The sequence below is a fragment of the Erwinia billingiae Eb661 genome (genome assembly GCF_000196615.1).
GTDB lineage: Bacteria > Pseudomonadota > Gammaproteobacteria > Enterobacterales > Enterobacteriaceae > Erwinia > Erwinia billingiae.
In genome coordinates this window covers 1,426,516-1,447,845 of the sequence record NC_014306.1, presented here as the reverse complement: position 1 = coordinate 1,447,845, position 21,330 = coordinate 1,426,516, and the positions used below count along the sequence as shown (strand labels likewise).

The following is a 21,330-nucleotide window of genomic DNA, read 5'->3' as shown; positions in this document are numbered from 1 at the left end:
CACGTCATAAAATTGTGAAGGGTGCAGTGACGATAAACTTCAGATCCTTCTCATCCTGGAAGATATTGCCGTAGCCGCCGCCCCAGCTGGGAAGGGTGGAATGGTTATTGAATCGGGTGAAGTGCAGCTTGAATAAGGTGTCTTTCGCCCTGCCCTCCTGCACTTTGTAAAGCAGGTCCAGATTCCAGGCAGATTCTTTCAGACGGGTATTTTGGTTATAGATCGGTTTGCTGTTGGGTTTGGCATCCCAGCCGTAAGCATAGGAGGTGCCGACCGAAAGGCCCGGCAGGCCCCAGCCTTTCAGCTCATACAACACGCCGGCAAACAGGGCTTTCTCGCCGTTGGCGTTAAAGTCGGAACGGGAATCCCACCAGACATCCAGCCGACCGTTTGAGGTGGCATAACCCGGCGTCATGCGTTGCAGGAAGAAACCCTGATTTCCCTCGGCCTTGACCCAGGTGCCTTCAAGACGCAGATCGAAAGGCCCCGCGCGATAACCGAAGGTCAGCGCCTGCAGCCAGGCCAGGCCGTCATAGACATCATTACTGTTGGCTGCGCCACCGCGCTCTTTGTCCCGGGCACCATAGAATTGCCAGCTGGTGGTAAGCGGATTTTCAGCCAGCGCAAAGGTGTAAGAGAGTTTGGTGAAGTACTGGTCCATATAACCGGCCGCCTGACCGAAAGCGCCTTCCAACAACAGGTCATTTTTGAAGTCGTATTTTGCCCCTATCGAATGCAGATACGGGATGCCCGTTTTGCCATCCGCCTTGCGGAAGTGATAGGTGTTGCGGTACCAGGGTGCCTTATACTCATCGCTCCACATATAGGAAAGTGATAGTGCCCCTGCATCAGCAAAATCAACCTGGGTGCCAAGCTCGGCTCCGCGATAGGTGCCCGGTAAAAAACTCCAGTTTGGCGCCAGCAGCGTCTGTCCCTGCGGCTGCAAATAACCGGCCCGCAGCCAGTAATCGTTAAGCTTTAGTTTTAATGCCGCCTTATAAAGGCTGGCGCCATTTTTATCCCCGCTCCATTTTTCATCCCAGCGCGTATTGGCATCGCTGAAGCCAATTTCATTTGGCGCTGCCGGGCCTTTATCTGACATTTCCAGCGCGCCAAATACCGCTAAATCCAGTCCAATAATGTCGGCAACATAACCCGATGAAAAATCCAGATTACTGTTAAAAGTAGAATGGTGGAGATTTTGCTGATACTGGCCAAACTTATCGCTATCAGGATTGAGATCCTTTCTTTCCCGGTGGCGTTGCCAGTAATAAACGCCGCCCGTTAATGAGGCATCATCAATAAATCCGGCGGCAGTAGCATCAGGAATAAAAAGCGGAACCGATAACAGCGTACAGCAGGCGACTGCGCCCGCCATCACGGGACGTGATGAGATAAAAGCAGACATAGATAACCCCTCTTCCATAAGAGTAAGGCCCATTCTGAGCCATGATATCAATTGGTTATAAGCATCCTCTAACCGACGAAACTCAAAGTCGATGATATTTTTCGCGACGCGAATTATCAATAACTATTTAAAAGTGAAAGAAGAAAGTATGAGCGGCGGCACAAAACGGCGTTATTAATGAAAGAATATAAATAGCCCGCTAATTTAATTCGCGCTTACTCAATTAATATTAATCTTAAATATCATCTCGCGGATATATTCTAATTACAGAAAGACAACATCTCCTTAGCGTATTAAGGACTGGCTGGCGGTCTTGTTTAATAAAATTCTTAGATATTGAATGGCGCCCGGTGTCGTTCATAAAAAAAAACGCAGCCCGAAGGCTGCGTTTCAGTCTGGCAATCAGAGAGCGTTACTCGCCCGCTTTTGCCCAGGTATCGCGCAGGCCAACGGTGCGGTTGAACACCAGATTGTTGGCACTGGAATAACGGCTGTCAGCACAGAAGTAGCCTTCACGTTCGAACTGATACGGGCTGTTGGCTTCTGCCTTCTGCAATCCAGGTTCGACAAATCCCTGACGGATCAGCAAAGACTCTGGGTTGATCGTGGTCATAAAGTCTTCTGCCGCGCCCGGATTTGGCACGCTGAACAGACGGTCATACAGACGGAATTCCGCAGGCAGTGCATGTTCTGCAGATACCCAATGGATCACGCCTTTCACTTTACGGCCATCAGCCGGATCTTTGCTTAAGGTCTCGGTATCGCAGGTACAGAACAGGCAGGTAATATTGCCCTCTTCATCCTTCGCGATGCGTTCAGCTTTGATCACGTAGGCGTTGCGCAGGCGAACTTCTTTGCCCAGCACCAGACGCTTATACTGTTTGTTCGCTTCTTCACGGAAGTCAGCACGATCGATATAGATCTCGCGGCTGAACGGAACGTCACGCGTACCCATCTCCGGTTTATTCGGATGATTAGGCATGGGGATGATCTCTTCGTGATTCGCCGGCAGGTTTTCAATCACCAGCTTAACCGGATCCAGCACCGCCATCGCACGCGGCGCGTTCTCGTTAAGATCGTCGCGGATACAGGATTCCAGCGAAGCCATTTCCACGATGTTGTCCTGTTTGGTCACGCCGATACGGCGGCAGAACTCGCGGATTGAACCGGCGGTATATCCACGGCGGCGCAGACCGGAAACGGTCAGCATGCGCGGGTCATCCCAGCCTTCTACAATCTTGTCAGTCACCAGACGATTCAGATTACGCTTGGACATAATGGCGTATTCCAGATTCAGGCGAGAAAACTCGTACTGGCGTGGATGCATTGGGATAGTGATGTTATCCAGCACCCAGTCATACAGGCGGCGGTTATCCTGGAACTCCAGCGTGCAGAGTGAATGTGTGATCCCTTCCAGCGCATCGGAAATGCAGTGGGTGAAGTCATACATGGGATAGATGCACCACTTGTTACCGGTCTGATGATGCTCGGCAAACTTAATGCGGTACAGCACCGGATCGCGCATCACGATAAAGCTGGAAGCCATATCGATTTTTGCACGCAGGCAGGCAGTCCCTTCGGCAAACTCACCGTTGCGCATTTTTGCAAACAGCGCCAGGTTCTCTTCAACCGTGCGATCGCGGTACGGGCTATTTTTGCCAGGCGCAGTCAGGGTTCCGCGATATTCACGAATTTGTTCCGGGCTCAGTTCGTCAACATAGGCCAGGCCTTTGTTGATCAACTCAACAGCGTAGTTATGCAGCTGGTCGAAATAGTCAGAGGAGTAGCGAACGTTGCCCGTCCACTCGAAGCCCAACCACTGCACGTCTTGTTTGATCGACTCAACAAACTCCAGGTCTTCTTTGACCGGGTTGGTGTCATCAAAACGCAGGTTGCACTGGCCTTGATAATCTTGCGCAATACCAAAGTTAAGACAGATAGACTTGGCATGGCCAATGTGCAGATAACCATTCGGTTCCGGCGGGAAGCGGGTATGCACGCTGGCATGCTTACCGGTCGCCAGATCTTCGTCGATGATCTGACGAATAAAGTTAGTTGGGCGGGCTTCAGCCTCACTCATCTTAATTTCCTCAGTAATGCTTAGCATAAGAAGTGCGTGAAATAACGGAGTATGATCCACAAAGCCGGGAAGGGAAACAACCGTTTGTTGCGGGATAACGATAAAAAAAGGGCGGGAATTGCTTCCCGCCCGTTCATTGTAACGCAATCAGCGTTTAGCCGTTAATGTCGAACAGGCGACTTTCACCTGCCACGACGGTTTGACCGGCTACCAGCGTGATGCCGCTGTAGTCATCGATATTGCTGACCACCACCGGGCTGATCATCGAGCGGGCATTGGCATTAAGGAAGGCCAGATCCATCTCGAGTACCGGCTGACCTGCAGTCACCTGAGCACCTTCTTCCACCAGACGGGTAAAGCCTTTGCCTTCCAGTCCCACGGTATCCAGCCCCATATGCACCACAATCTCAGCGCCGTTCTCTGTTTCCAGACAGAAGGCATGGTTGGTGTTGAAGATTTTCACCACGGTACCGGCAGCAGGAGACAACACCGTGCTGCTGGTTGGCCTGATCGCCAGGCCATCACCGACCGCTTTGCTGGCGAAGGCTTCATCCGGGACCTGTTCCAGCGCCACAACCTCACCGCTTACCGGCGCAACCAGCGTAGCAATGATGCCTTTAGGGGCGTTAGGCACTGCCTGAGGCGCCACTTTCACCGCCTGAGGAGCAGGTGCTGTGGTGGAGGACCAGGCCGCAATCGGGCCTTTAGCAATCAGTTTTTTCATCACTTCCGCGATGGATTCAGCTTTCGCACCAACAATAACCTGAACGGTTTGTTTGTTCAGCTTAACAATACCGGAAGCCCCCAGGCGCTTACAGGCGGCATCGTTGACCAGGCCGGCATCTTTCACCGACAGACGCAGACGGGTAATACAGGCATCAATGATTTGCAGGTTATCGGAACCGCCAATCGCGGCAATATACTGCTGGGAAAGCTGGTTCAGCCCTTCTTCGGTATTGCTGTTGGCTTCACTGTCGACCACGTCCGCGCTGGCATCTTCACGACCCGGGGTTTTCAGGTTGAACATGCGGATCACCGCGGTGAACAGCACAAAGTAGATACCAAATGCCACCACGCCCATCACCAACAGCATCCAGACGTTTTTGCTGGCCGCCGGCAGGTTGTACATTAACGCGTAGTCAATCGCACCCGCTGAGAAGGAGAAGCCGGCATGGATACCCAGTGCGGTCGCAATATACAGGCTGATACCGGTTAACAGCGCATGGATCAGATACAGCATCGGCGCCAGGAACATGAACAGGAATTCCAGCGGCTCGGTCACACCGGTCAGGAAGGCGGTAATCGCCACCGACAGCAGCATGCCACCCACCATTGGACGACGCTCTTTCGGTGCAGCCAGGTACATCGCTAACGCGGCGCCAGGCAGACCAAACATCATGATTGGGAAGAAGCCAGACATAAACATGCCTGCGGTACCATCACCGGCATAGAAGCGGTTGATATCACCGTGGAATACCGCGCCTGCTGCATTATGGAACTCACCAATCTGGAACCAGGCGATGGTATTCAGCACCTGATGCAGGCCGGTTGGGATCAGCAGACGGTTAACGAAGCCGAACACGCCAGCACCAAACGCCCCTTCAGACACAATCCATTCACCACCGGCGTGGATTGCGGCCTGAACCGGTGGCCAGATGTAGCCAAACACTGCGGCCAGAATCAGACAGAAGAAGCCGGTCGCGATCGGGACAAAGCGTCGGCCACCGAAGAAACTCAGGAAGTCAGGCAGTTTGATATCGGACCAACGGTTGTAGGTTGCACCGGCAACCAGCCCGGTAATGATACCGGCCAACACGCCCATATTGATCGCTGGGTTGATGGTGACCATTGATTTGGTCAGGATAAAGTAACCTACCGCACCCGCCAGAGCCGCAGCACCGGCATTGTCTTTCGACCAGGTTGACGCAACACCGATGGCGAAGATCAGTGCGAGGTTGTCAAATATCGCGCCGCCACCTTGAGCGATGAACGGCATATTGAGTAAATCTGGCTGACCGAAGCGTAGCATCAACGCTGCGACCGGCAGTACAGCGATTGGCAGCTGTAACGACCGCCCTAACCTTTGAAAGAACCCGAGTATATTCACATTTCCCCCTTTGAGATCCGCTAAGCGCAAATAGCCGTTTTCTGTTTTTATCACGGCTAGTTGGTTCTGTAAGACAGTTTAACCACGGTACGGAGTGTAAAAAGAAATTAATTCGCTTCGCAAATTAATTCGCTCTGTTTGTGACTTTTATCACCTAATCACAGACAAAAATAGCTGTCAGGCTGGCTATCACCTCAAACTTATTTTATGATCCGAATTATCAGGACGGATTTATTCCTCGCCGATACCGGACAGGGCGCGTTACGCTTAAGCCTAACTGATCCCCGGACACCGTCTGACTCCCTTAAAACTGCTTGTTACTATGAGGTGAAACATGAGACTGATTCCTTTAGCTACCCCGACCCAGGTTGGAAAATGGGCCGCGCGCCATATCGTCAATCGCATTAACGCTTTCAACCCGACCGCGGACCGTCCTTTCGTCCTCGGTCTGCCAACCGGTGGGACCCCACTGGAAGCGTACAAGCATTTAATCGATATGCATAAAGCAGGCCAGGTTAGCTTTAAAAATGTGGTGACCTTTAACATGGACGAATATGTCGGCCTGCCAAAAGAGCACCCGGAAAGCTATCACAGCTTCATGTACCGCAACTTTTTCGATCACGTTGATATTAAACCGGAAAACATCAACCTTCTGAATGGCAATGCACCAGATATTGACGCAGAATGTCGCCAGTATGAAGAGAAGATCCGTTCCTACGGTAAAATTAATTTGTTTATGGGCGGTGTCGGCAACGACGGTCACATTGCTTTTAACGAACCTGCTTCATCTCTGGCTTCACGTACCCGCATCAAAACCCTGACGCATGACACGCGCGTGGCCAACTCACGCTTCTTCGATGGCGATGTCGATCAGGTGCCGAAATATGCGCTGACTGTCGGCGTGGGTACGCTGTTAGATGCCGAAGAAGTGATGATTCTGGTGATTGGCCATGTTAAAGCGCAGGCGCTGCAGGCCGCGGTTGAAGGCAATGTGAACCATATGTGGACCATCAGCTGCCTGCAGCTGCACGCCAAATCTGTGGTGGTCTGTGATGAGCCAGCGACCATGGAACTGAAAGTCAAAACTGTTAAATATTTCCGCGAGATGGAAGCAGAAAACGTCAAAAATCTGTAAACCACGTTGGAATTAGCCGGGAGAAAATTATGTACGCATTAACCCATGGCCGAATCTATACCGGCCACGAAATACTGGATAATCATGCTGTTATCATTGCAGATGGCGTGATTGAGCGCGTTTGCGCCCTGAGTGATATTCCTGCTGGCGTTACAACGCGTGACGTGGGTGGTGCGATAATTGCTCCCGGCTTTATCGATCTGCAGCTTAACGGCTGTGGTGGCGTTCAGTTTAATGATGATATCAACGCGCTGAGCGTCGAAACGCTGACCACCATGCAGCAGGCCAATGAACGCTCTGGCTGCACCAGCTATCTGCCGACCCTGATTACCAGCACCGATGAGATGATGAAGCGCGCGGTGGAAGTGATGCGTGCTTATCTGGCGCAAAATGCCAATAAAGCGCTGGGTTTACATCTTGAAGGCCCATGGTTAAGCCCAAGAAAACCGGGCACCCATGACCCTAAATTGATCCGCACGCCCGAGCCGGCGCTGGTGGAGTTTCTCTGCGCTAATGCGGATGTGATCGGTAAAATCACCCTGGCGCCTGAGCAGGTTGACAGTGCGGTGATCCGTCAGCTCAGCGAAGCCGGTATCGTTATCTCCGCCGGGCACTCGCATGCGACCCATGATGAAGCGCGCATCGGCATCAGCGCCGGCGTCAGCTTCGCGACCCATTTATATAACGCCATGCCAACCATTACCGGCCGTGAGCCGGGCCTGATTGGGGCGCTGTTTGATTCGCCAAATGTCTACTGCGGTATCATTGCTGACGGTTTACATGTTCACTACGCTAACATCCGTAATGCCAAACGCATCAAAGGCGACAAACTGATCCTGGTGACCGATGCCACCGCACCGGCGGGTGCATCCATTGACCAGTTCATTTTTGCAGGAAAAACAATATACTATCGCGATGGACTCTGCGTTGACGAGAACGGTACGCTCAGTGGTTCGGCGCTGACTATGATTGAAGCTGTCGCTAACAGCGTTGAACATGTTGGTATCTCACTGGACGAAACGCTGCGAATGGCAACGTTGTACCCTGCACGGGCTATGGGTGTTGAGAAAAAGTTAGGATCGATCGAAGCCGGAAAAGTGGCTAACCTGACTGTTTTCACCCGTGACTACAAAATAATCCAGACTATCGTTAATGGTGACGAAGTCTTAAGCGAGTAGATACTGTATGACCACTGGCGGCCAGGCTCAAATAGGAAATGTCGATCTTGTTAAGCAACTCAACAGCGCGGCCGTTTACCGGCTTATCGACCAGCAAGGGCCGATTTCGCGCATCCAGATTGCTGAGCATAGCCAGTTAGCCCCCGCCAGCGTCACCAAAATCACCCGCCAGCTGATTGAACGTGGGCTGATCAAAGAAGTCGATCAGCAGGCCTCTACCGGAGGCCGCCGCGCAATTTCCATCATTACTGAAACCCGCGGCTTCCACACCATCGGTGTGCGTCTTGGCCGCAGCGATGCCACCCTGACCTTATTCGACCTGAGCGGAAAATCGCTGGCGCAGGAAGACTACGCGCTGCCGGAACGCACCCAGGAAACGCTGGAAAACGCCCTCTTCAATGCCATCGCCAGCTTCAGCGAGCAGCACCAGCGCAAGGTGCGTGAACTGATCGCCATCTCGGTCATTCTTCCCGGCCTGGTTGACCCGAATAACGGCGTGATTAAATACATGCCGCATATCCATGTTCATCACTGGCCGTTAGTGGCGAATCTGCAAAAGCGCTTTAACGTCACCAGCTTTGTCGGTCACGATATCCGCAGTCTCGCCCTCGCCGAGCACTACTTTGGTGCATCACGCGATTGTGCCGACTCCATTTTGGTGCGCGTTCACCGGGGAACCGGCGCCGGCATCATCGCCAATGGCCATATTTTCCTCGGCAGCAACGGCAACGTTGGCGAGTTGGGGCATATTCAGGTCGATGCGCTGGGTGAACGCTGCCACTGTGGCAACTTTGGCTGTCTGGAAACCATCGCCGCCAATGGCGCTATTGAAAACCGGGTGCGCCATCTGCTCACACAGGGCTACCCCAGCTCGCTGACGCTGGATGATTGCCAGATGCCGAAGATTTGCAAAGCCGCCAACCGGGGCGATGCTCTGGCAGTGGAAGTTATCGATTACGTTGGGCGGCACCTCGGCAAGGCGATTGCGATTGCCATCAACCTGTTCAATCCACAGAAAGTGGTGATTGCCGGTGAAATTACCGAAGCCGATAAAGTGCTGTTGGCGGCCATAGAGGGCTGTATCAATACTCAGGTTCTGAAAGCTTTCCGCAAGAATCTGCCGGTGGTACGCTCAGAGATTGATCATCGTTCTGCCATTGGCGCGTTTGCGCTGGCGAAACGGGCCATGCTTAACGGCATCTTATTACAACATTTACTGGAAGGTTAATGAGCGCTTTGACCCTGTCGGACAGTGAAACTGCCACAATAAAAAATGTCATCTGCGATATCGATGGCGTACTGATGCATGACAACACCGCCGTGCCTGGCGCCAATGAATTCCTGCAGCGGATCATGGAAAAAGGTATGCCGCTGGTGGTGCTGACCAACTACCCTTCCCAGACCTCAATGGATCTCGCGAACCGTTTTGCGTCTGCCGGGATCGATCTGCCGGATAGCGTCTTTTATACCTCCGCAATGGCAACCGCCGATTTCCTGCGCCGCCAGGAAGGGAAGAAAGCCTATGTCATTGGTGAAGGCGCGCTGATCCATGAGCTGTATAAAGCCGGTTTTACCATTACTGACGTCAACCCGGATTTTGTTATCGTGGGCGAAACGCGCTCCTTTAACTGGGATATGATGCATAAGGCCGCCTTCCATGTTGCCAATGGCGCGCGCTTTATTGCCACCAATCCCGACACCCATGCACGCGGCTTTGTCCCTGCCTGTGGCGCGCTTTGCGCCGGGATTGAGAAGATCTCCGGCCGCCAGCCCTTCTACGTCGGCAAGCCCAGCCCGTGGATTATCCGCGCGGCCTTAAACAAGATGCAGGCCCATTCGGAAGAAACGGTGATTGTCGGAGATAACCTGCGCACGGATATTCTGGCCGGCTTCCAGGCGGGTCTGGAAACCATCCTGGTGCTGTCAGGGGTTTCCACCCTCAGTGACGTGGATGCCATGCCGTTCCGACCGAGCTGGATTTATCCCTCGGTTGCCGATATCGACATTATCTGAACATCAGCCCGGCCAGCGCGTCGGGCTTTTTATTGCCCCGCCCCTGCTCAAAATTCAGCCACCCCCGGCAAATAATTATCGATTCAACAATAAATAAGGCGATTCCTTGTGGATCCATCAACATTTATCGCAGGTCAACAGACTATTTTTCAGAGAAAAGCTAAAACGCTTGCTCACATCGATGATATAGAGCATTTTCTTATACATCGGCGATAACTGTCGCTCTGGTTTATTCACGAATCATCATCATCACCGTTCAGGGATGTCGTTAGGGAGTTAGCTATGTGTTCTATTTTTGGTGTATTGGATCTCAAAAGCGATCCTGTTGAACTGCGTAAGAAAGCCCTCGAGCTTTCCCGTCTGATGCGTCACCGTGGCCCGGACTGGTCCGGCGTCTATGCCAACGATAACGCGATTCTGGCGCACGAGCGTCTGTCGATTGTTGACGTCAACAACGGTGCTCAGCCACTTTATAACGCAGCCCATACCCATGTTCTGGCAGTGAACGGTGAGATCTATAACCATCAGGCGCTGCGTGCAGAGCTGAGCGATCGCTACGAATTCCAGACAGAATCAGACTGTGAAGTGATTCTGGCGCTGTATCAGGAAAAGGGCGTTGATTTCCTCGACGATCTGCAAGGCATGTTCGCGTTCATCCTGTATGACAGCGTGAAAAACACCTACCTGATTGGTCGTGACCATATTGGTATTATCCCGCTGTATATGGGTAACGATGAGCACGGCAACCTGTTCGTTGCTTCAGAAATGAAAGCGCTGGTGCCGGTGTGCAAATCAATCAAAGAGTTCCCTCCAGGAAGCTACATGTCCAGCACCGACGGGGAAATCCGCCGTTACTGGCAGCGTGACTGGTTCAGCTATGAAGCCGTTGAACACAACAAAACCGACGCCGTTGAGCTGAAAGATGCGCTGGAAGAAGCGGTTAAAAGCCACCTGATGTCAGACGTGCCTTACGGCGTGCTGCTGTCTGGCGGTCTGGACTCATCCATCATCTCTGCTGTGACCAAAAAATACGCCGCCAAGCGTGTTGAGGATCAGGATAAGAGCGAGGCCTGGTGGCCGCAGCTGCACTCCTTTGCCGTCGGTCTGGAAGGTTCGCCGGATTTGAAAGCGGCTAAATCTGTTGCTGAACATCTGGGTACCGTGCACCACGAGATCCATTTCACCGTGCAGGAAGGTCTGGATGCGATCCGCGATGTGATCTATCACATCGAAACCTATGACGTGACCACCATCCGTGCTTCCACGCCGATGTACCTGATGTCGCGTAAGATCAAAGCGATGGGCATCAAGATGGTGTTGTCTGGCGAAGGGGCTGATGAAGTGTTTGGCGGCTACCTGTACTTCCATAAGGCGCCGAACGCCAAAGAATTCCATGAAGAAAACGTCCGTAAACTGCTGGCGCTGCATATGTTTGACTGTGCGCGTGCTAACAAAGCGATGTCGGCCTGGGGCGTGGAAGCGCGCGTTCCTTTCCTGGATAAAAAATTCCTCGACGTGGCGATGCGCATCAACCCTGCGGACAAGCTGTGCGGCACCAACGGCAAGATGGAAAAACACATCCTGCGCGAATGCTTCTCTTCTTATCTGCCGGAAAGCGTTGCCTGGCGCCAGAAAGAGCAGTTCTCTGACGGCGTTGGCTACAGCTGGATTGATACGCTGAAAGAAGTCGCGGCGAAGCAGGTCACGGATCAACAGTTGCAGACGGCTCACTTCCGTTTCCCTTACAACACGCCGACCTCAAAAGAAGGCTATTTGTACCGTGAAATCTTTGAAGAGCAGTTCCCTCTGGCAAGCGCTGCAGAATGCGTGCCTGGCGGCCCGTCAGTTGCCTGTTCGTCAGCAAAAGCCATTGAGTGGGACGAAGCGTTCAAAACCATGGACGATCCGTCTGGGCGCGCGGTAGGCGTTCACCAGTCAGCTTACAAATAAGCGACTGCTTTGCGTGAGAAAACGGGCCGCCAGCGGCCCGTTATTTTTGAGAAATTCGCTGATTACCTTCATATTTTGCTGATTTATTCGCCAGGCTGGTTATAAGCCAGACAAACGACAGGTTTCTGGGAAAAAACGCTAAAAAAATTGTTGACGCTAACAGGTCAACTCCGCATAATGCGCCCCGCAACGCCGATGAAGGTAACGCGAAAAAAAGATGGCTACGTAGCTCAGCTGGTTAGAGCACAGCACTCATAATGCTGGGGTCACAGGTTCGATTCCCGTCGTAGCCACCATCTTTTTTGCGGGAGTGGCGAAATTGGTAGACGCACCAGATTTAGGTTCTGGCGCCGCAAGGTGTGCGAGTTCAAGTCTCGCCTCCCGCACCATTTCCAAAACGGTTTTGCACGGATGGGGTATCGCCAAGCGGTAAGGCACCGGTTTTTGATACCGGCATTCCCTGGTTCGAATCCAGGTACCCCAGCCAGTTTTTTCTGATGGTTTTTGTGCTTTGAAACGGACATTGGGATATCGCCAAGCGGTAAGGCACCGGTTTTTGATACCGGCATTCCCTGGTTCGAATCCAGGTATCCCAGCCAGACTGAAAGAACAAGATGTACAGTTAGACGCAGTAAAATTAGGCTACTTAGCTCAGCTGGTTAGAGCACAGCACTCATAATGCTGGGGTCACAGGTTCGATTCCCGTAGTAGCCACCAATTTTATTGGGGTGTCGCCAAGCGGTAAGGCACTGGTTTCTGATACCAGCATTCCGGGGTTCGAATCCCTGCACCCCAGCCATAAAAAAGACGATTTGCAGCGCAGATCGCAACACCTAATTGGGGTGTCGCCAAGCGGTAAGGCACTGGTTTCTGATACCAGCATTCCGGGGTTCGAATCCCTGCACCCCAGCCAGTAAGTGAAGAAGCCCGCTAACGCGGGCTTTTTTACGTCTGACGTGTGTATCTTCTCAATGACGTTACCGGCACGGTGTGGTGACAACCTGCCACCACACCCGATGAATCCCGCCCGAGAGTTACAATCCCAGCGCGTACTTCAATGCCTGACGTTTCAATACGCCCGAACGTTCTGCCACCATCAGCCCCAGGTTACGCACAATCCGTAAAGGTGCAACCGGCGTGCTGAATGCGAAATAGAACAGGTCCATGCCACTTTGCATCAGCAGATTATCTTTCTGACGCTTACGTTGATAACGTTTGAGCACCCCTTCCGATGCCCAGTCTTCCGCGCGGTCGCGTGATGCCACCAGCGTATCAATCAGCGCATCCACGTCGCGATAGCCCAGATTAACGCCCTGCCCGGCCAGCGGGTTGATGGTATGCGCGGCATCACCGACCAGCGCCAGTCCCGGCAGCACATAGCGCGTGGCGTGGCGGCGAACCAGGGGGAAAGAGCCTGCCGAAACCGGCGTGACCTTTCCCAGACGCGCCGGGAAATGGGTGGCGATCTGCTGGCCAAGCTGCGCCATATTCATCGCCTGAAGCTGGCGTATTCTGGCCGGGTTGTCGTACCAGACCAGCGATGCCCAGCGATCGAACAACGGAAGAAATGCCCGTGGGCCATCCGGCGTGAACTGCTGCCAGGTGCAGTCGCCCGCATCCTGTTCACAGCGCACGCTGATCAACATACAGGACTGTGCGTAATTCCAGCCACGGATCCCCATTCCCGCCAGTTGGCGAACCTGCGAGTTGGCCCCGTCCGCGCCCACCACCAACTTCGTCAACAGCCTGTCGCCATTCTCTAAGGTTAACTGCCATCCGCCGTTACCAGGCTGCATCGCCTGCAATCTGGCCGGAGAAATCAACTCCACGCCCTGCTGCTGCAAACGTTGCCACAACGCCCGCTGCAATACGCTGTTCTCAACCATATAGCCCAGCTCGGGCAACCCCAGTGACTGCGCATCAAAGCTTACCTGCGCCGTATGCCACTCCCAGGTTTCGAGTTTGCGATAAGGGGTGCAGCGCATTCTTTGTATCAACGGCCAGACGTCCAGCTGTTTCAGCAACGCGACAGACGCGGCACCAATCGCCGAGATCCGCACATCCGGATTGCTGCTGGCATCAAACTCTGCGGGTTCCTGTTGCTCCAGCACCGCGACCTTAAATCCCTGCGCGGCCAGCCCACTGGCTAAAGCTGCACCCACCATTCCGCCACCGACCACGGTGACATCCCATTTTTGCGTTATTTCGCTCATATAATTCCTGTCCTTGAGGCCATCCGTACGCCCTTCACCTGGCCTTGCCAGGGCTAATTCTGTTACCCTTAGTGTACCGGATTTTTCCAGGCCTATTAGCGGTTACGAGCAGATGACAAAAAAACTTCTTATTAAAACCTGGGGCTGCCAGATGAATGAATATGATTCATCAAAAATGGCGGACCTGTTAAACAGCACGCATGGCTACACCCTGACAGAGGTTGCTGAAGAGGCCGATGTCCTGCTGCTCAATACCTGTTCTATTCGTGAAAAGGCGCAGGAAAAAGTGTTCCATCAGCTTGGGCGCTGGAAACTGCTGAAAGAGAAAAATCCTGACCTGGTGATCGGCGTCGGTGGCTGCGTGGCGTCACAGGAAGGCGATCTGATTCGCCAGCGTGCGCCCTGTGTCGACATCGTGTTTGGCCCGCAGACGCTGCACCGCCTGCCTGAAATGATCAACACCGTGAAAGGCACCAAAAGCCCGGTCGTTGATATCAGCTTCCCGGAAATTGAGAAGTTTGACCGTCTGCCAGAGCCGCGCGCCGATGGCCCGTCGGCTTTTGTGTCGATCATGGAAGGCTGCAACAAATACTGTACCTTCTGCGTGGTGCCGTACACGCGTGGCGAAGAGGTCAGCCGTCCAAGCGACGACATTCTGTTTGAAATCGCTCAGCTGGCGTCTCAGGGCGTCCGTGAGGTCAACCTGCTTGGCCAGAACGTGAATGCCTATCGTGGCGAAACGTTCGACGGCGACATCTGCTCGTTCGCCGATCTGCTGCGTCTGGTTGCCGCGATTGATGGCATTGACCGCATTCGTTTCACCACCAGCCACCCGATTGAATTCACCGACGACATTATTGATGTCTATCGTGATACGCCAGAGCTGGTGAGCTTCCTGCATCTGCCGGTGCAAAGTGGTTCGGACCGCATTCTGACGTTGATGAAGCGCTCCCATACTGCGCTGGAGTACAAGTCCACCATCCGTAAGCTGCTGGCTGCGCGCCCGGCGATGCAGATGAGTTCGGACTTTATTATCGGCTTCCCTGGTGAAACCCAGCAGGACTTCGAGCAAACCATGAAGCTGATTGGCGAAATCAACTTCGATACCAGCTTCAGCTTTATCTACTCTGCCCGTCCAGGCACCCCGGCTGCCGATTTGCCGGACGACGTCAGTGATGAAGAGAAAAAAGAGCGCCTGTGGCTGCTGCAGCAGCGCATTAACCAGCAGGTGATGAACTGGAGCCGCAGTAAGTTGGGCACCGTTCAGCGTATCCTGGTGGAAAGACTGTCGCGCAGAAACGTGATGGAGCTGGCCGGACGCACCGAATGTAACCGTGTGGTGAACTTCGAAGGAACGCCAGAGATGATTGGTAAGTTCGTCGATGTTGAAATCGTCGAGGTTCATACCAACTCAATGCGCGGCGTGGTGGTGCTGAAAGAAGAACAGATGACCCTGCGTTCGGTTGAGACCCCGTCAGCCGTGATTGCCCGCACACGCAAAGAAAATGAGCTTGGCGTCGGGACTTTCCAGCCTTGAACCCGCGAATAATTGCGGCGGGCCTCGCAGGTTCGCCGCAACAAATCATCGGCTTACCCTTGCTTTCCGCAAGCGGAGCCCAAATATCTCCTTCAGTGCTTGCGCCTTTCGGTTGCGCCATAAATACTTTCGTTATGGCCCGGCACCCGAAGGCGTTGATAGCCTCTGATTATTCTCCTCAACTGGCCCTGAGCGACCCAAAGGATTAGTTTGAATATTGAAACACGCGAAATTACGTTAGAGCCAACAGACAACACCCGCCTGCTGAGCCTGTGTGGTCCCTTTGATGACAACATCAAACAGCTTGAGCGCCGTCTGGGGATTGAGATCAACCGCCGTGACAACGCCTTTAAGCTGGTGGGTAAAGCGCTGATTGTTGACGCCGCGGCGCGGATCCTGCGCGACCTGTATGTGGACACCGCGCCGGTGCGTGGCCATATCCCGGATATCGACCCTGAGCAAATTCACCTGGCGATTAAAGAGAGCCGCGTGCTGGAGCAAAGTGCCGAGAGCATTCCGGAGTTCGGCAAGTCGGTCAATATCAAGACCAAGCGTGGCGTGATCAAGCCCCGCACGCAAAACCAGGCGCAATATGTCGCCAACGTGCTCGACCACGATATCACCTTCGGCATCGGCCCGGCGGGAACAGGGAAAACCTATCTGGCCGTGGCGGCAGCGGTCGATGCGCTGGAGCGCCAGGAAGTGCGCCGCATCATGCTGACGCGTCCGGCAGTGGAAGCGGGCGAAAAGCTCGGATTCCTGCCGGGCGATTTAAGCCAGAAGGTCGATCCCTATCTGCGCCCGCTTTATGATGCACTGTTTGAAATGCTGGGCTTCGAGCGCGTCGAGAAACTGATCGAACGTAACGTGATTGAGGTCGCCCCGCTGGCCTATATGCGTGGTCGTACCCTGAACGATGCTTTTATCATTCTCGATGAGAGCCAGAACACCACCATCGAACAGATGAAGATGTTCCTGACCCGTATTGGCTTCAACTCCAAAGCGGTGATTACCGGCGACGTCACGCAAATTGACCTGCCGCGTAACCTTAAGTCTGGCCTGCGTCATGCGATTGAAGTGCTTTCCGGTGTAGAAGAGATCAGCTTTAACTTCTTCCACAGTGAAGATGTGGTCCGTCACCCGGTGGTGGCGAGAGTGGTTGTTGCTTATGAAGCCTGGGAAGCCGCCGATCAAAAACGGCGTGATGCGCAGGCAGAAGAGCGCAAACGTGACGCGCTGGCCCTGCAACAGGCTGCGCAGGAGCAGAAATGAGCACCGTAATTCTCGATTTACAACTTGCCTGCGAAAAACCCGCCGGCTTACCGGCAGAATCTGATTTTCGTCGCTGGCTGGAAGCGGTTTTGCCGCAGTTCCAGGAAGAGAGCGAAGTCACGGTGCGCGTGGTGGATGAAGCTGAAAGCCATGAGCTGAATCACACCTATCGCGGCAAAGATAAACCGACCAATGTGCTCTCTTTTCCGTTCGAAGCCCCGCCGGGGATTGAGCTTCCGCTGCTGGGCGACCTGATTATTTGTCGCCAGGTGGTGGAGAAAGAAGCGGCCGAGCAGGAGAAGCCGGTACTGGCACACTGGGCTCATATGGTGGTGCATGGCAGTCTGCATTTACTGGGCTATGACCATATTGAAGACGACGAAGCTGACGAGATGGAATCGATCGAGACCGAGATAATGCTTGCTCTTGGTTATGACGATCCGTACATTTCGGAGAAAGAGTTACCCTAAGCAGGCCGCTGGCCTGATATGTCCCTGGCCTGTGCAACCGGCAGGCAGGGATACCCCAACACATGACAAGAGTGACCAAACCAAAACGCCATGAGCGATGACCATTCACAGAACAACGACAGTCCCAGTACCAAAAAGGGATTTTTCACCCTTATCCTCAATCAGCTGTTCCACGGTGAGCCAAAAAACCGCGACGAACTGCTGGAGCTGATCCGCGATTCCGAACAGAACGATCTGATCGATCCGGACACGCGCGACATGCTTGAAGGCGTGATGGATATTGCCGAGCAGCGCGTGCGCGACATCATGATCCCCCGCTCGCAGATGGTAACCCTGAAGCGCAATCAGTCACTGGAAGAGTGCCTGGACGTGATCATTGAATCCGCCCATTCCCGTTACCCGGTGATCAGCGAAGACAAAGATCATGTTGAAGGCATTCTGATGGCTAAAGATTTGCTGCCGTTTATGAGCAGCGGATCGTCCCCGTTCAGCGTCGAAAAAGTGCTGCGTCAGGCGGTCGTGGTGCCTGAGAGCAAGCGCGTTGACCGCATGCTGAAAGAGTTCCGTTCCCAACGCTACCATATGGCGATTGTGATCGATGAATTCGGCGGCGTCTCAGGACTGGTCACCATTGAGGATATTCTGGAGCTGATCGTTGGCGAAATCGAAGATGAGTATGACGATGAAGAAGATCGTGATATCCGCCAGCTGAGTCGTCATACCTACACCATTCGTGCGCTCACGCCGATTGAAGACTTCAATGACGTGTTTGAAACCAGCTTCAGCGATGAAGAGGTCGACACTATCGGCGGTCTGGTGATGCAGGCCTTTGGTCATTTGCCTGCCCGCGGGGAGAGCATTGAGATCGATGGCTATCAGTTCAAGGTCGCTATGGCCGACAGCCGCCGCATCATTCAGGTCCACGTCAGAATTCCGGAAAACGCGCCGCAACCGATACTGGAAGAATAATTTTCTTATGGCTATTGCCTCACTGTACCAGCGCCAGCGGGTTCGCCTGCTTTTAGCGCTGATAACGGGTGCCCTTGGCACCCTGTCGTTCTCACCTTATGATTTTTGGCCTGCTGCACTGCTGTCATTGGCCGGTTTGCTGGCGCTGACCCTCAACCGCTCTACCCGTCAGGCGACGGCGATTGGTTTTGTCTGGGGCATGGGGCTGTTTGGTAGCGGCATAAACTGGGTCTATGTCAGTATCGCCACCTTTGGTGGCATGCCGGGGCCGGTCAACGTGTTCCTGGTGGTGCTGCTGGCGGCGTATCTGTCGCTGTTCACCCTACTGTTTGCCGCCCTGCTTAACCGCTTATTCCCAAAAACCTCGCTGGTTCGGCTGGTGGTTGCTGCGCCGGTTTTATGGCAGATCACCGAGTTCCTGCGCGGGTGGATCCTGACCGGTTTCCCATGGCTACAGTTTGGTTACAGCCAGATTGATGGACCGCTGAAAGGTCTGGGACCGCTATTTGGTGTTGAAGGCATTACCTTCGCGTTGATGGTTATCTCCGGGCTGGCGGTGTTTGCGGCGGTAAAACGTCACTGGGTCGCCGGTGTTATCGCGCTGGCGCTGCTGGTGCTTCCATGGCCGCTGCGTCAGATTAGCTGGTATCAGCCCATGCCCGAGCGTGAAGTGAATATTGCGCTGGTTCAGGGCAACATTCCGCAGTCGATGAAGTGGGATCCGAATCAGCTGATCAACTCGCTGAAAACCTATACCTCACTCAGTCGGCCTTACGTCGGCAAAGCGCCGATTATTATCTGGCCTGAATCCGCTATTCCCGATCTGGAATCTAACCAGCAGCCGTTCCTGAAATCTCTGGATGAAGAACTGCGGGCACACGGCAGTAGCCTGATCACCGGGATTGTGGATTCGCGTCTGGAACAGAATCGTTACCACGATTACAACTCGATTATTGTGCTCGGCGGCGATGAGCCTTACGACTACTTCAGCCCGAATCGTTACCAGAAAAACCATCTGGTGCCATTTGGCGAGTTTGTTCCAATGGAAGCGCTGCTGCGTCCTCTGGCACCCTTATTCGATTTACCGATGTCCTCCTTCAGCCGTGGCGCCTATATTCAGCCTCAGTTAAAGGTGGCCGGCTACAATCTGACCGCGGCTATCTGTTATGAGATCGTGTTGGGTCAGCAGGTCAGGGATAATTTCCGACCGGATACTGACTTCCTGCTGACCATCTCCAACGATGCGTGGTTCGGCCACTCTATCGGCCCATGGCAGCATTTCCAGATGGCGCGGATGCGTGCCCTGGAATTGGGCAGGCCACTGCTGCGTGACACCAACAACGGCGTCACGGCGGTGATCAATGCTGATGGCGATGCCGAAGAGATGATCCCGCAATTCCAGGCGACGGTGCTTTCCACCAAGATCACGCCGACTCAGGGCCTGACGCCCTATGCGCGTTTTGGTAACTGGCCTGTGTGGATCATCACCCTGCTGTTCGCAGTGGGCGCGGTGATTACCGGCTTCAGACGTCGCGGTTAAGCGTCAAAGCACGACACTAAAACGCTGAACCTTTGGGTTCGGCGTTTTTTTTTGCCCTTCTCCTGCTCCTGCATCTACAAGCAGATCCTGCTGCTAACTGTTTCACAAAAAACATTTTGGCACGACGATTGCAAAACATTACCAGCGAACTCGCTGATTAGTCTGCATAAAGCCTTGCATAAGCGTTTCCGCACCATTGTGGCTCAATCATTGCCCCAGGGCGGAGCATTGTTTTTAACAATGCCTTTATTTGGTGCGGCACGCTTCGCAAAAAAGAAACTTTCTTGTTTCATCGTTTTAACATTCGGCTATGTTATGACTATTCAGGGGGCGATTACGTCCTGGTATAAAAAGAAAAGCAGCAGTTAATAAACATAACATCACAATCGGCGCAATTTTATGACGCCATTAAACGAAGGAGTTGGAGATGAAATTACGGAAATTAGGCTTGTGCCTGGCACTGGCTGGCCTTGCATCCGGTATCGCCCATGCAGAAGATGCATCACAATCTCCCACGTTAGACAAAATCGCTAAAAATGGCGTCATTGTCGTGGGACACCGTGAGTCTTCTGTTCCTTTCTCTTACTACGATAATCAGCAAAAAGTGGTCGGCTACTCGCAGGATTATTCCAACGCCATCGTGGCCGCGATCAAAGCCAAACTGAACAAACCCGATCTGCAGGTGAAAATGCTGCCGGTCACCTCACAGAACCGTATTCCACTGTTGCAAAACGGCACCTACGATTTTGAGTGTGGTTCAACCACCAACAACCTTGAGCGCCAGAAACAGGCCGCTTTCTCGGACACTATCTTTGTTATCGGCACCCGTTTGCTGGTGAAGAAAGGCAGCCCGATTAAAGACTTCCCGGATCTGAAAGGCAAAACGGTTGTCGTCACTTCAGGTACCACTTCCGAAATTCTGCTGAACAAGCTGAATGATGAGAAGAAAATGGACATGCGCATCATCAGCGCCAAAGACCATGGCGACTCCTTCCGTACGCTGGAAAGTGGTCGTGCCGTTGCCTTTATGATGGATGATGCCCTGCTGGCTGGCGAACGTGCTAAAGCTAAAAAACCTGATAACTGGGTGATCGTGGGTACGCCGCAGTCGAAAGAAGCTTACGGCTGTATGCTGCGTAAAGACGACGCCGGCTTCAAACAGCTGATGGATGACACCATTGCGAAAGCGCAGACCTCAGGTGAAGCGTCGAAGTGGTTTGATAAGTGGTTCAGCAACCCGATCCCACCAAAAAACCTCAACATGAACTTCGCCCTGTCTGACGACATGAAAGCGACATTCAAAACGCCAAATGACAAGGCACTGAACTAATAATGAAAATAAGGGTGACCGCTGGTTGCCCTATGATTGTTGAAAACAGGCTCGGACAGACAACAGCCTGAATCATCCGGAACACACATCCGGATAGTCAGGCAAAGGTACGAAGTGGTCGTTCCCCA

15 protein-coding genes and 7 tRNA genes are annotated in these 21,330 nt (G+C 53.3%); 18 read left to right on the top strand and 4 right to left on the bottom strand.

Annotation, left to right across the window (positions count from 1 at the left end; translation table 11 throughout):
- Positions 1–4: 4 nt before the first annotated feature.
- The 3 genes from chiP to nagE form a co-directional block, all read right to left on the bottom strand.
- Positions 5–1,378, bottom strand: a complete 1,374-nt coding sequence (chiP, locus tag EBC_RS08085) for a chitoporin ChiP (protein WP_231853706.1) — start codon at positions 1,376–1,378, stop codon at positions 5–7.
- Positions 1,379–1,820: 442 nt separating this feature from the next.
- Complete coding sequence (gene glnS / locus EBC_RS08080) at positions 1,821–3,488, bottom strand: glutamine--tRNA ligase (protein ID WP_013201297.1); 1,668 nt, start codon at positions 3,486–3,488, stop codon at positions 1,821–1,823.
- A 154-nt stretch (positions 3,489–3,642) separates the two neighbouring features.
- Entirely contained in the window at positions 3,643–5,595 is a 1,953-nt protein-coding gene (gene nagE / locus EBC_RS08075) for a PTS N-acetyl glucosamine transporter subunit IIABC (protein ID WP_041691945.1), read from the bottom strand.
- 334 nt (positions 5,596–5,929) lie between these two features.
- Between nagE and nagB the strand changes: the two genes are divergently transcribed.
- From nagB to EBC_RS08015, 12 genes are all read left to right on the top strand, one after another.
- Positions 5,930–6,730: a glucosamine-6-phosphate deaminase gene (nagB, locus tag EBC_RS08070; protein WP_013201295.1), complete on the top strand. Its 801-nt coding sequence runs from the start codon at positions 5,930–5,932 to the stop codon at positions 6,728–6,730.
- A gap of 29 nt (positions 6,731–6,759) precedes the next feature.
- The gene (gene nagA / locus EBC_RS08065) at positions 6,760–7,908 is read left to right on the top strand and encodes an N-acetylglucosamine-6-phosphate deacetylase (RefSeq protein WP_013201294.1); all 1,149 of its coding nucleotides are present in this window, start codon (positions 6,760–6,762) and stop codon (positions 7,906–7,908) included.
- A gap of 7 nt (positions 7,909–7,915) precedes the next feature.
- Positions 7,916–9,136, top strand: coding sequence for a DNA-binding transcriptional regulator NagC (gene nagC, locus EBC_RS08060; RefSeq protein ID WP_013201293.1), 1,221 nt, complete (start codon positions 7,916–7,918; stop codon positions 9,134–9,136).
- The gene (locus tag EBC_RS08055) at positions 9,136–9,921 is read left to right on the top strand and encodes an HAD-IIA family hydrolase (protein ID WP_013201292.1); all 786 of its coding nucleotides are present in this window, start codon (positions 9,136–9,138) and stop codon (positions 9,919–9,921) included. The genes nagC and EBC_RS08055 overlap by 1 nt, the downstream gene beginning before the upstream one ends.
- 282 nt (positions 9,922–10,203) lie before the next feature.
- Complete coding sequence (asnB, locus tag EBC_RS08050) at positions 10,204–11,871, top strand: asparagine synthase B (RefSeq protein WP_013201291.1); 1,668 nt, start codon at positions 10,204–10,206, stop codon at positions 11,869–11,871.
- A 219-nt stretch (positions 11,872–12,090) separates the two neighbouring features.
- Positions 12,091–12,167: transfer RNA gene (locus EBC_RS08045), tRNA-Met, on the top strand.
- Between the two features lie 8 nt (positions 12,168–12,175).
- Positions 12,176–12,260 (top strand) — tRNA-Leu (locus tag EBC_RS08040).
- Between the two features lie 23 nt (positions 12,261–12,283).
- Positions 12,284–12,358 (top strand) — tRNA-Gln (locus EBC_RS08035).
- A 37-nt stretch (positions 12,359–12,395) separates the two neighbouring features.
- Positions 12,396–12,470 (top strand) — tRNA-Gln (locus tag EBC_RS08030).
- Between the two features lie 41 nt (positions 12,471–12,511).
- Positions 12,512–12,588 (top strand) — tRNA-Met (locus EBC_RS08025).
- Between the two features lie 7 nt (positions 12,589–12,595).
- A tRNA-Gln gene (locus EBC_RS08020) sits at positions 12,596–12,670 on the top strand.
- Positions 12,671–12,709: 39 nt separating this feature from the next.
- A tRNA-Gln gene (locus EBC_RS08015) sits at positions 12,710–12,784 on the top strand.
- Between the two features lie 121 nt (positions 12,785–12,905).
- Here the strand turns inward: EBC_RS08015 and ubiF are convergent.
- Positions 12,906–14,084 (bottom strand): 3-demethoxyubiquinol 3-hydroxylase, encoded by a 1,179-nt coding sequence (ubiF, locus tag EBC_RS08010; RefSeq protein ID WP_013201290.1) that lies wholly within the window; start codon positions 14,082–14,084, stop codon positions 12,906–12,908.
- Positions 14,085–14,196: 112 nt separating this feature from the next.
- On the opposite strand from ubiF, the gene miaB reads away from it, so the two are divergent.
- The 6 genes from miaB to EBC_RS07980 all read left to right on the top strand — a co-directional run bounded on the left by miaB (position 14,197) and on the right by EBC_RS07980 (position 21,202).
- Entirely contained in the window at positions 14,197–15,621 is a 1,425-nt protein-coding gene (gene miaB, locus EBC_RS08005; RefSeq protein WP_013201289.1) for a tRNA (N6-isopentenyl adenosine(37)-C2)-methylthiotransferase MiaB, read from the top strand.
- A gap of 210 nt (positions 15,622–15,831) precedes the next feature.
- The gene (locus EBC_RS08000; RefSeq protein ID WP_013201288.1) at positions 15,832–16,893 is read left to right on the top strand and encodes a PhoH family protein; all 1,062 of its coding nucleotides are present in this window, start codon (positions 15,832–15,834) and stop codon (positions 16,891–16,893) included.
- Complete coding sequence (gene ybeY / locus EBC_RS07995; protein ID WP_013201287.1) at positions 16,890–17,363, top strand: rRNA maturation RNase YbeY; 474 nt, start codon at positions 16,890–16,892, stop codon at positions 17,361–17,363. The genes EBC_RS08000 and ybeY overlap by 4 nt, the downstream gene beginning before the upstream one ends.
- A gap of 90 nt (positions 17,364–17,453) precedes the next feature.
- On the top strand, positions 17,454–18,332 hold the full coding sequence (gene corC / locus EBC_RS07990; protein WP_013201286.1) for a CNNM family magnesium/cobalt transport protein CorC: 879 nt from the start codon (positions 17,454–17,456) through the stop codon (positions 18,330–18,332).
- 7 nt (positions 18,333–18,339) lie between these two features.
- Positions 18,340–19,872 (top strand): apolipoprotein N-acyltransferase, encoded by a 1,533-nt coding sequence (gene lnt / locus EBC_RS07985; protein WP_013201285.1) that lies wholly within the window; start codon positions 18,340–18,342, stop codon positions 19,870–19,872.
- 427 nt (positions 19,873–20,299) lie between these two features.
- Positions 20,300–21,202 carry an amino acid ABC transporter substrate-binding protein gene (locus EBC_RS07980; protein WP_013201284.1) on the top strand — a complete coding sequence of 301 codons (903 nt, stop codon included), beginning with the start codon at positions 20,300–20,302 and terminating at the stop codon, positions 21,200–21,202.
- The last annotated feature ends 128 nt before the right edge of the window (positions 21,203–21,330 follow it).

Excerpts from the sequence above, each read along its gene's own strand:
- ubiF (WP_013201290.1), bottom strand. The coding sequence starts at position 14,084 with ATGAGCGAAATAACGCAAAAATGGGATGTCACCGTGGTCGGTGGCGGA.
- nagC (WP_013201293.1), top strand. The coding sequence starts at position 7,916 with ATGACCACTGGCGGCCAGGCTCAAATAGGAAATGTCGATCTTGTTAAG.
- asnB (WP_013201291.1), top strand. The coding sequence starts at position 10,204 with ATGTGTTCTATTTTTGGTGTATTGGATCTCAAAAGCGATCCTGTTGAA.
- miaB (WP_013201289.1), top strand. The coding sequence starts at position 14,197 with ATGACAAAAAAACTTCTTATTAAAACCTGGGGCTGCCAGATGAATGAA.
- EBC_RS08055 (WP_013201292.1), top strand. The coding sequence starts at position 9,136 with ATGAGCGCTTTGACCCTGTCGGACAGTGAAACTGCCACAATAAAAAAT.
- EBC_RS07980 (WP_013201284.1), top strand. The coding sequence starts at position 20,300 with ATGAAATTACGGAAATTAGGCTTGTGCCTGGCACTGGCTGGCCTTGCA.
- ybeY (WP_013201287.1), top strand. The coding sequence starts at position 16,890 with ATGAGCACCGTAATTCTCGATTTACAACTTGCCTGCGAAAAACCCGCC.
- lnt (WP_013201285.1), top strand. The coding sequence starts at position 18,340 with ATGGCTATTGCCTCACTGTACCAGCGCCAGCGGGTTCGCCTGCTTTTA.
- chiP (WP_231853706.1), bottom strand. The coding sequence starts at position 1,378 with ATGGCGGGCGCAGTCGCCTGCTGTACGCTGTTATCGGTTCCGCTTTTT.
- nagB (WP_013201295.1), top strand. The coding sequence starts at position 5,930 with ATGAGACTGATTCCTTTAGCTACCCCGACCCAGGTTGGAAAATGGGCC.
- nagA (WP_013201294.1), top strand. The coding sequence starts at position 6,760 with ATGTACGCATTAACCCATGGCCGAATCTATACCGGCCACGAAATACTG.
- corC (WP_013201286.1), top strand. The coding sequence starts at position 17,454 with ATGAGCGATGACCATTCACAGAACAACGACAGTCCCAGTACCAAAAAG.
- glnS (WP_013201297.1), bottom strand. The coding sequence starts at position 3,488 with ATGAGTGAGGCTGAAGCCCGCCCAACTAACTTTATTCGTCAGATCATC.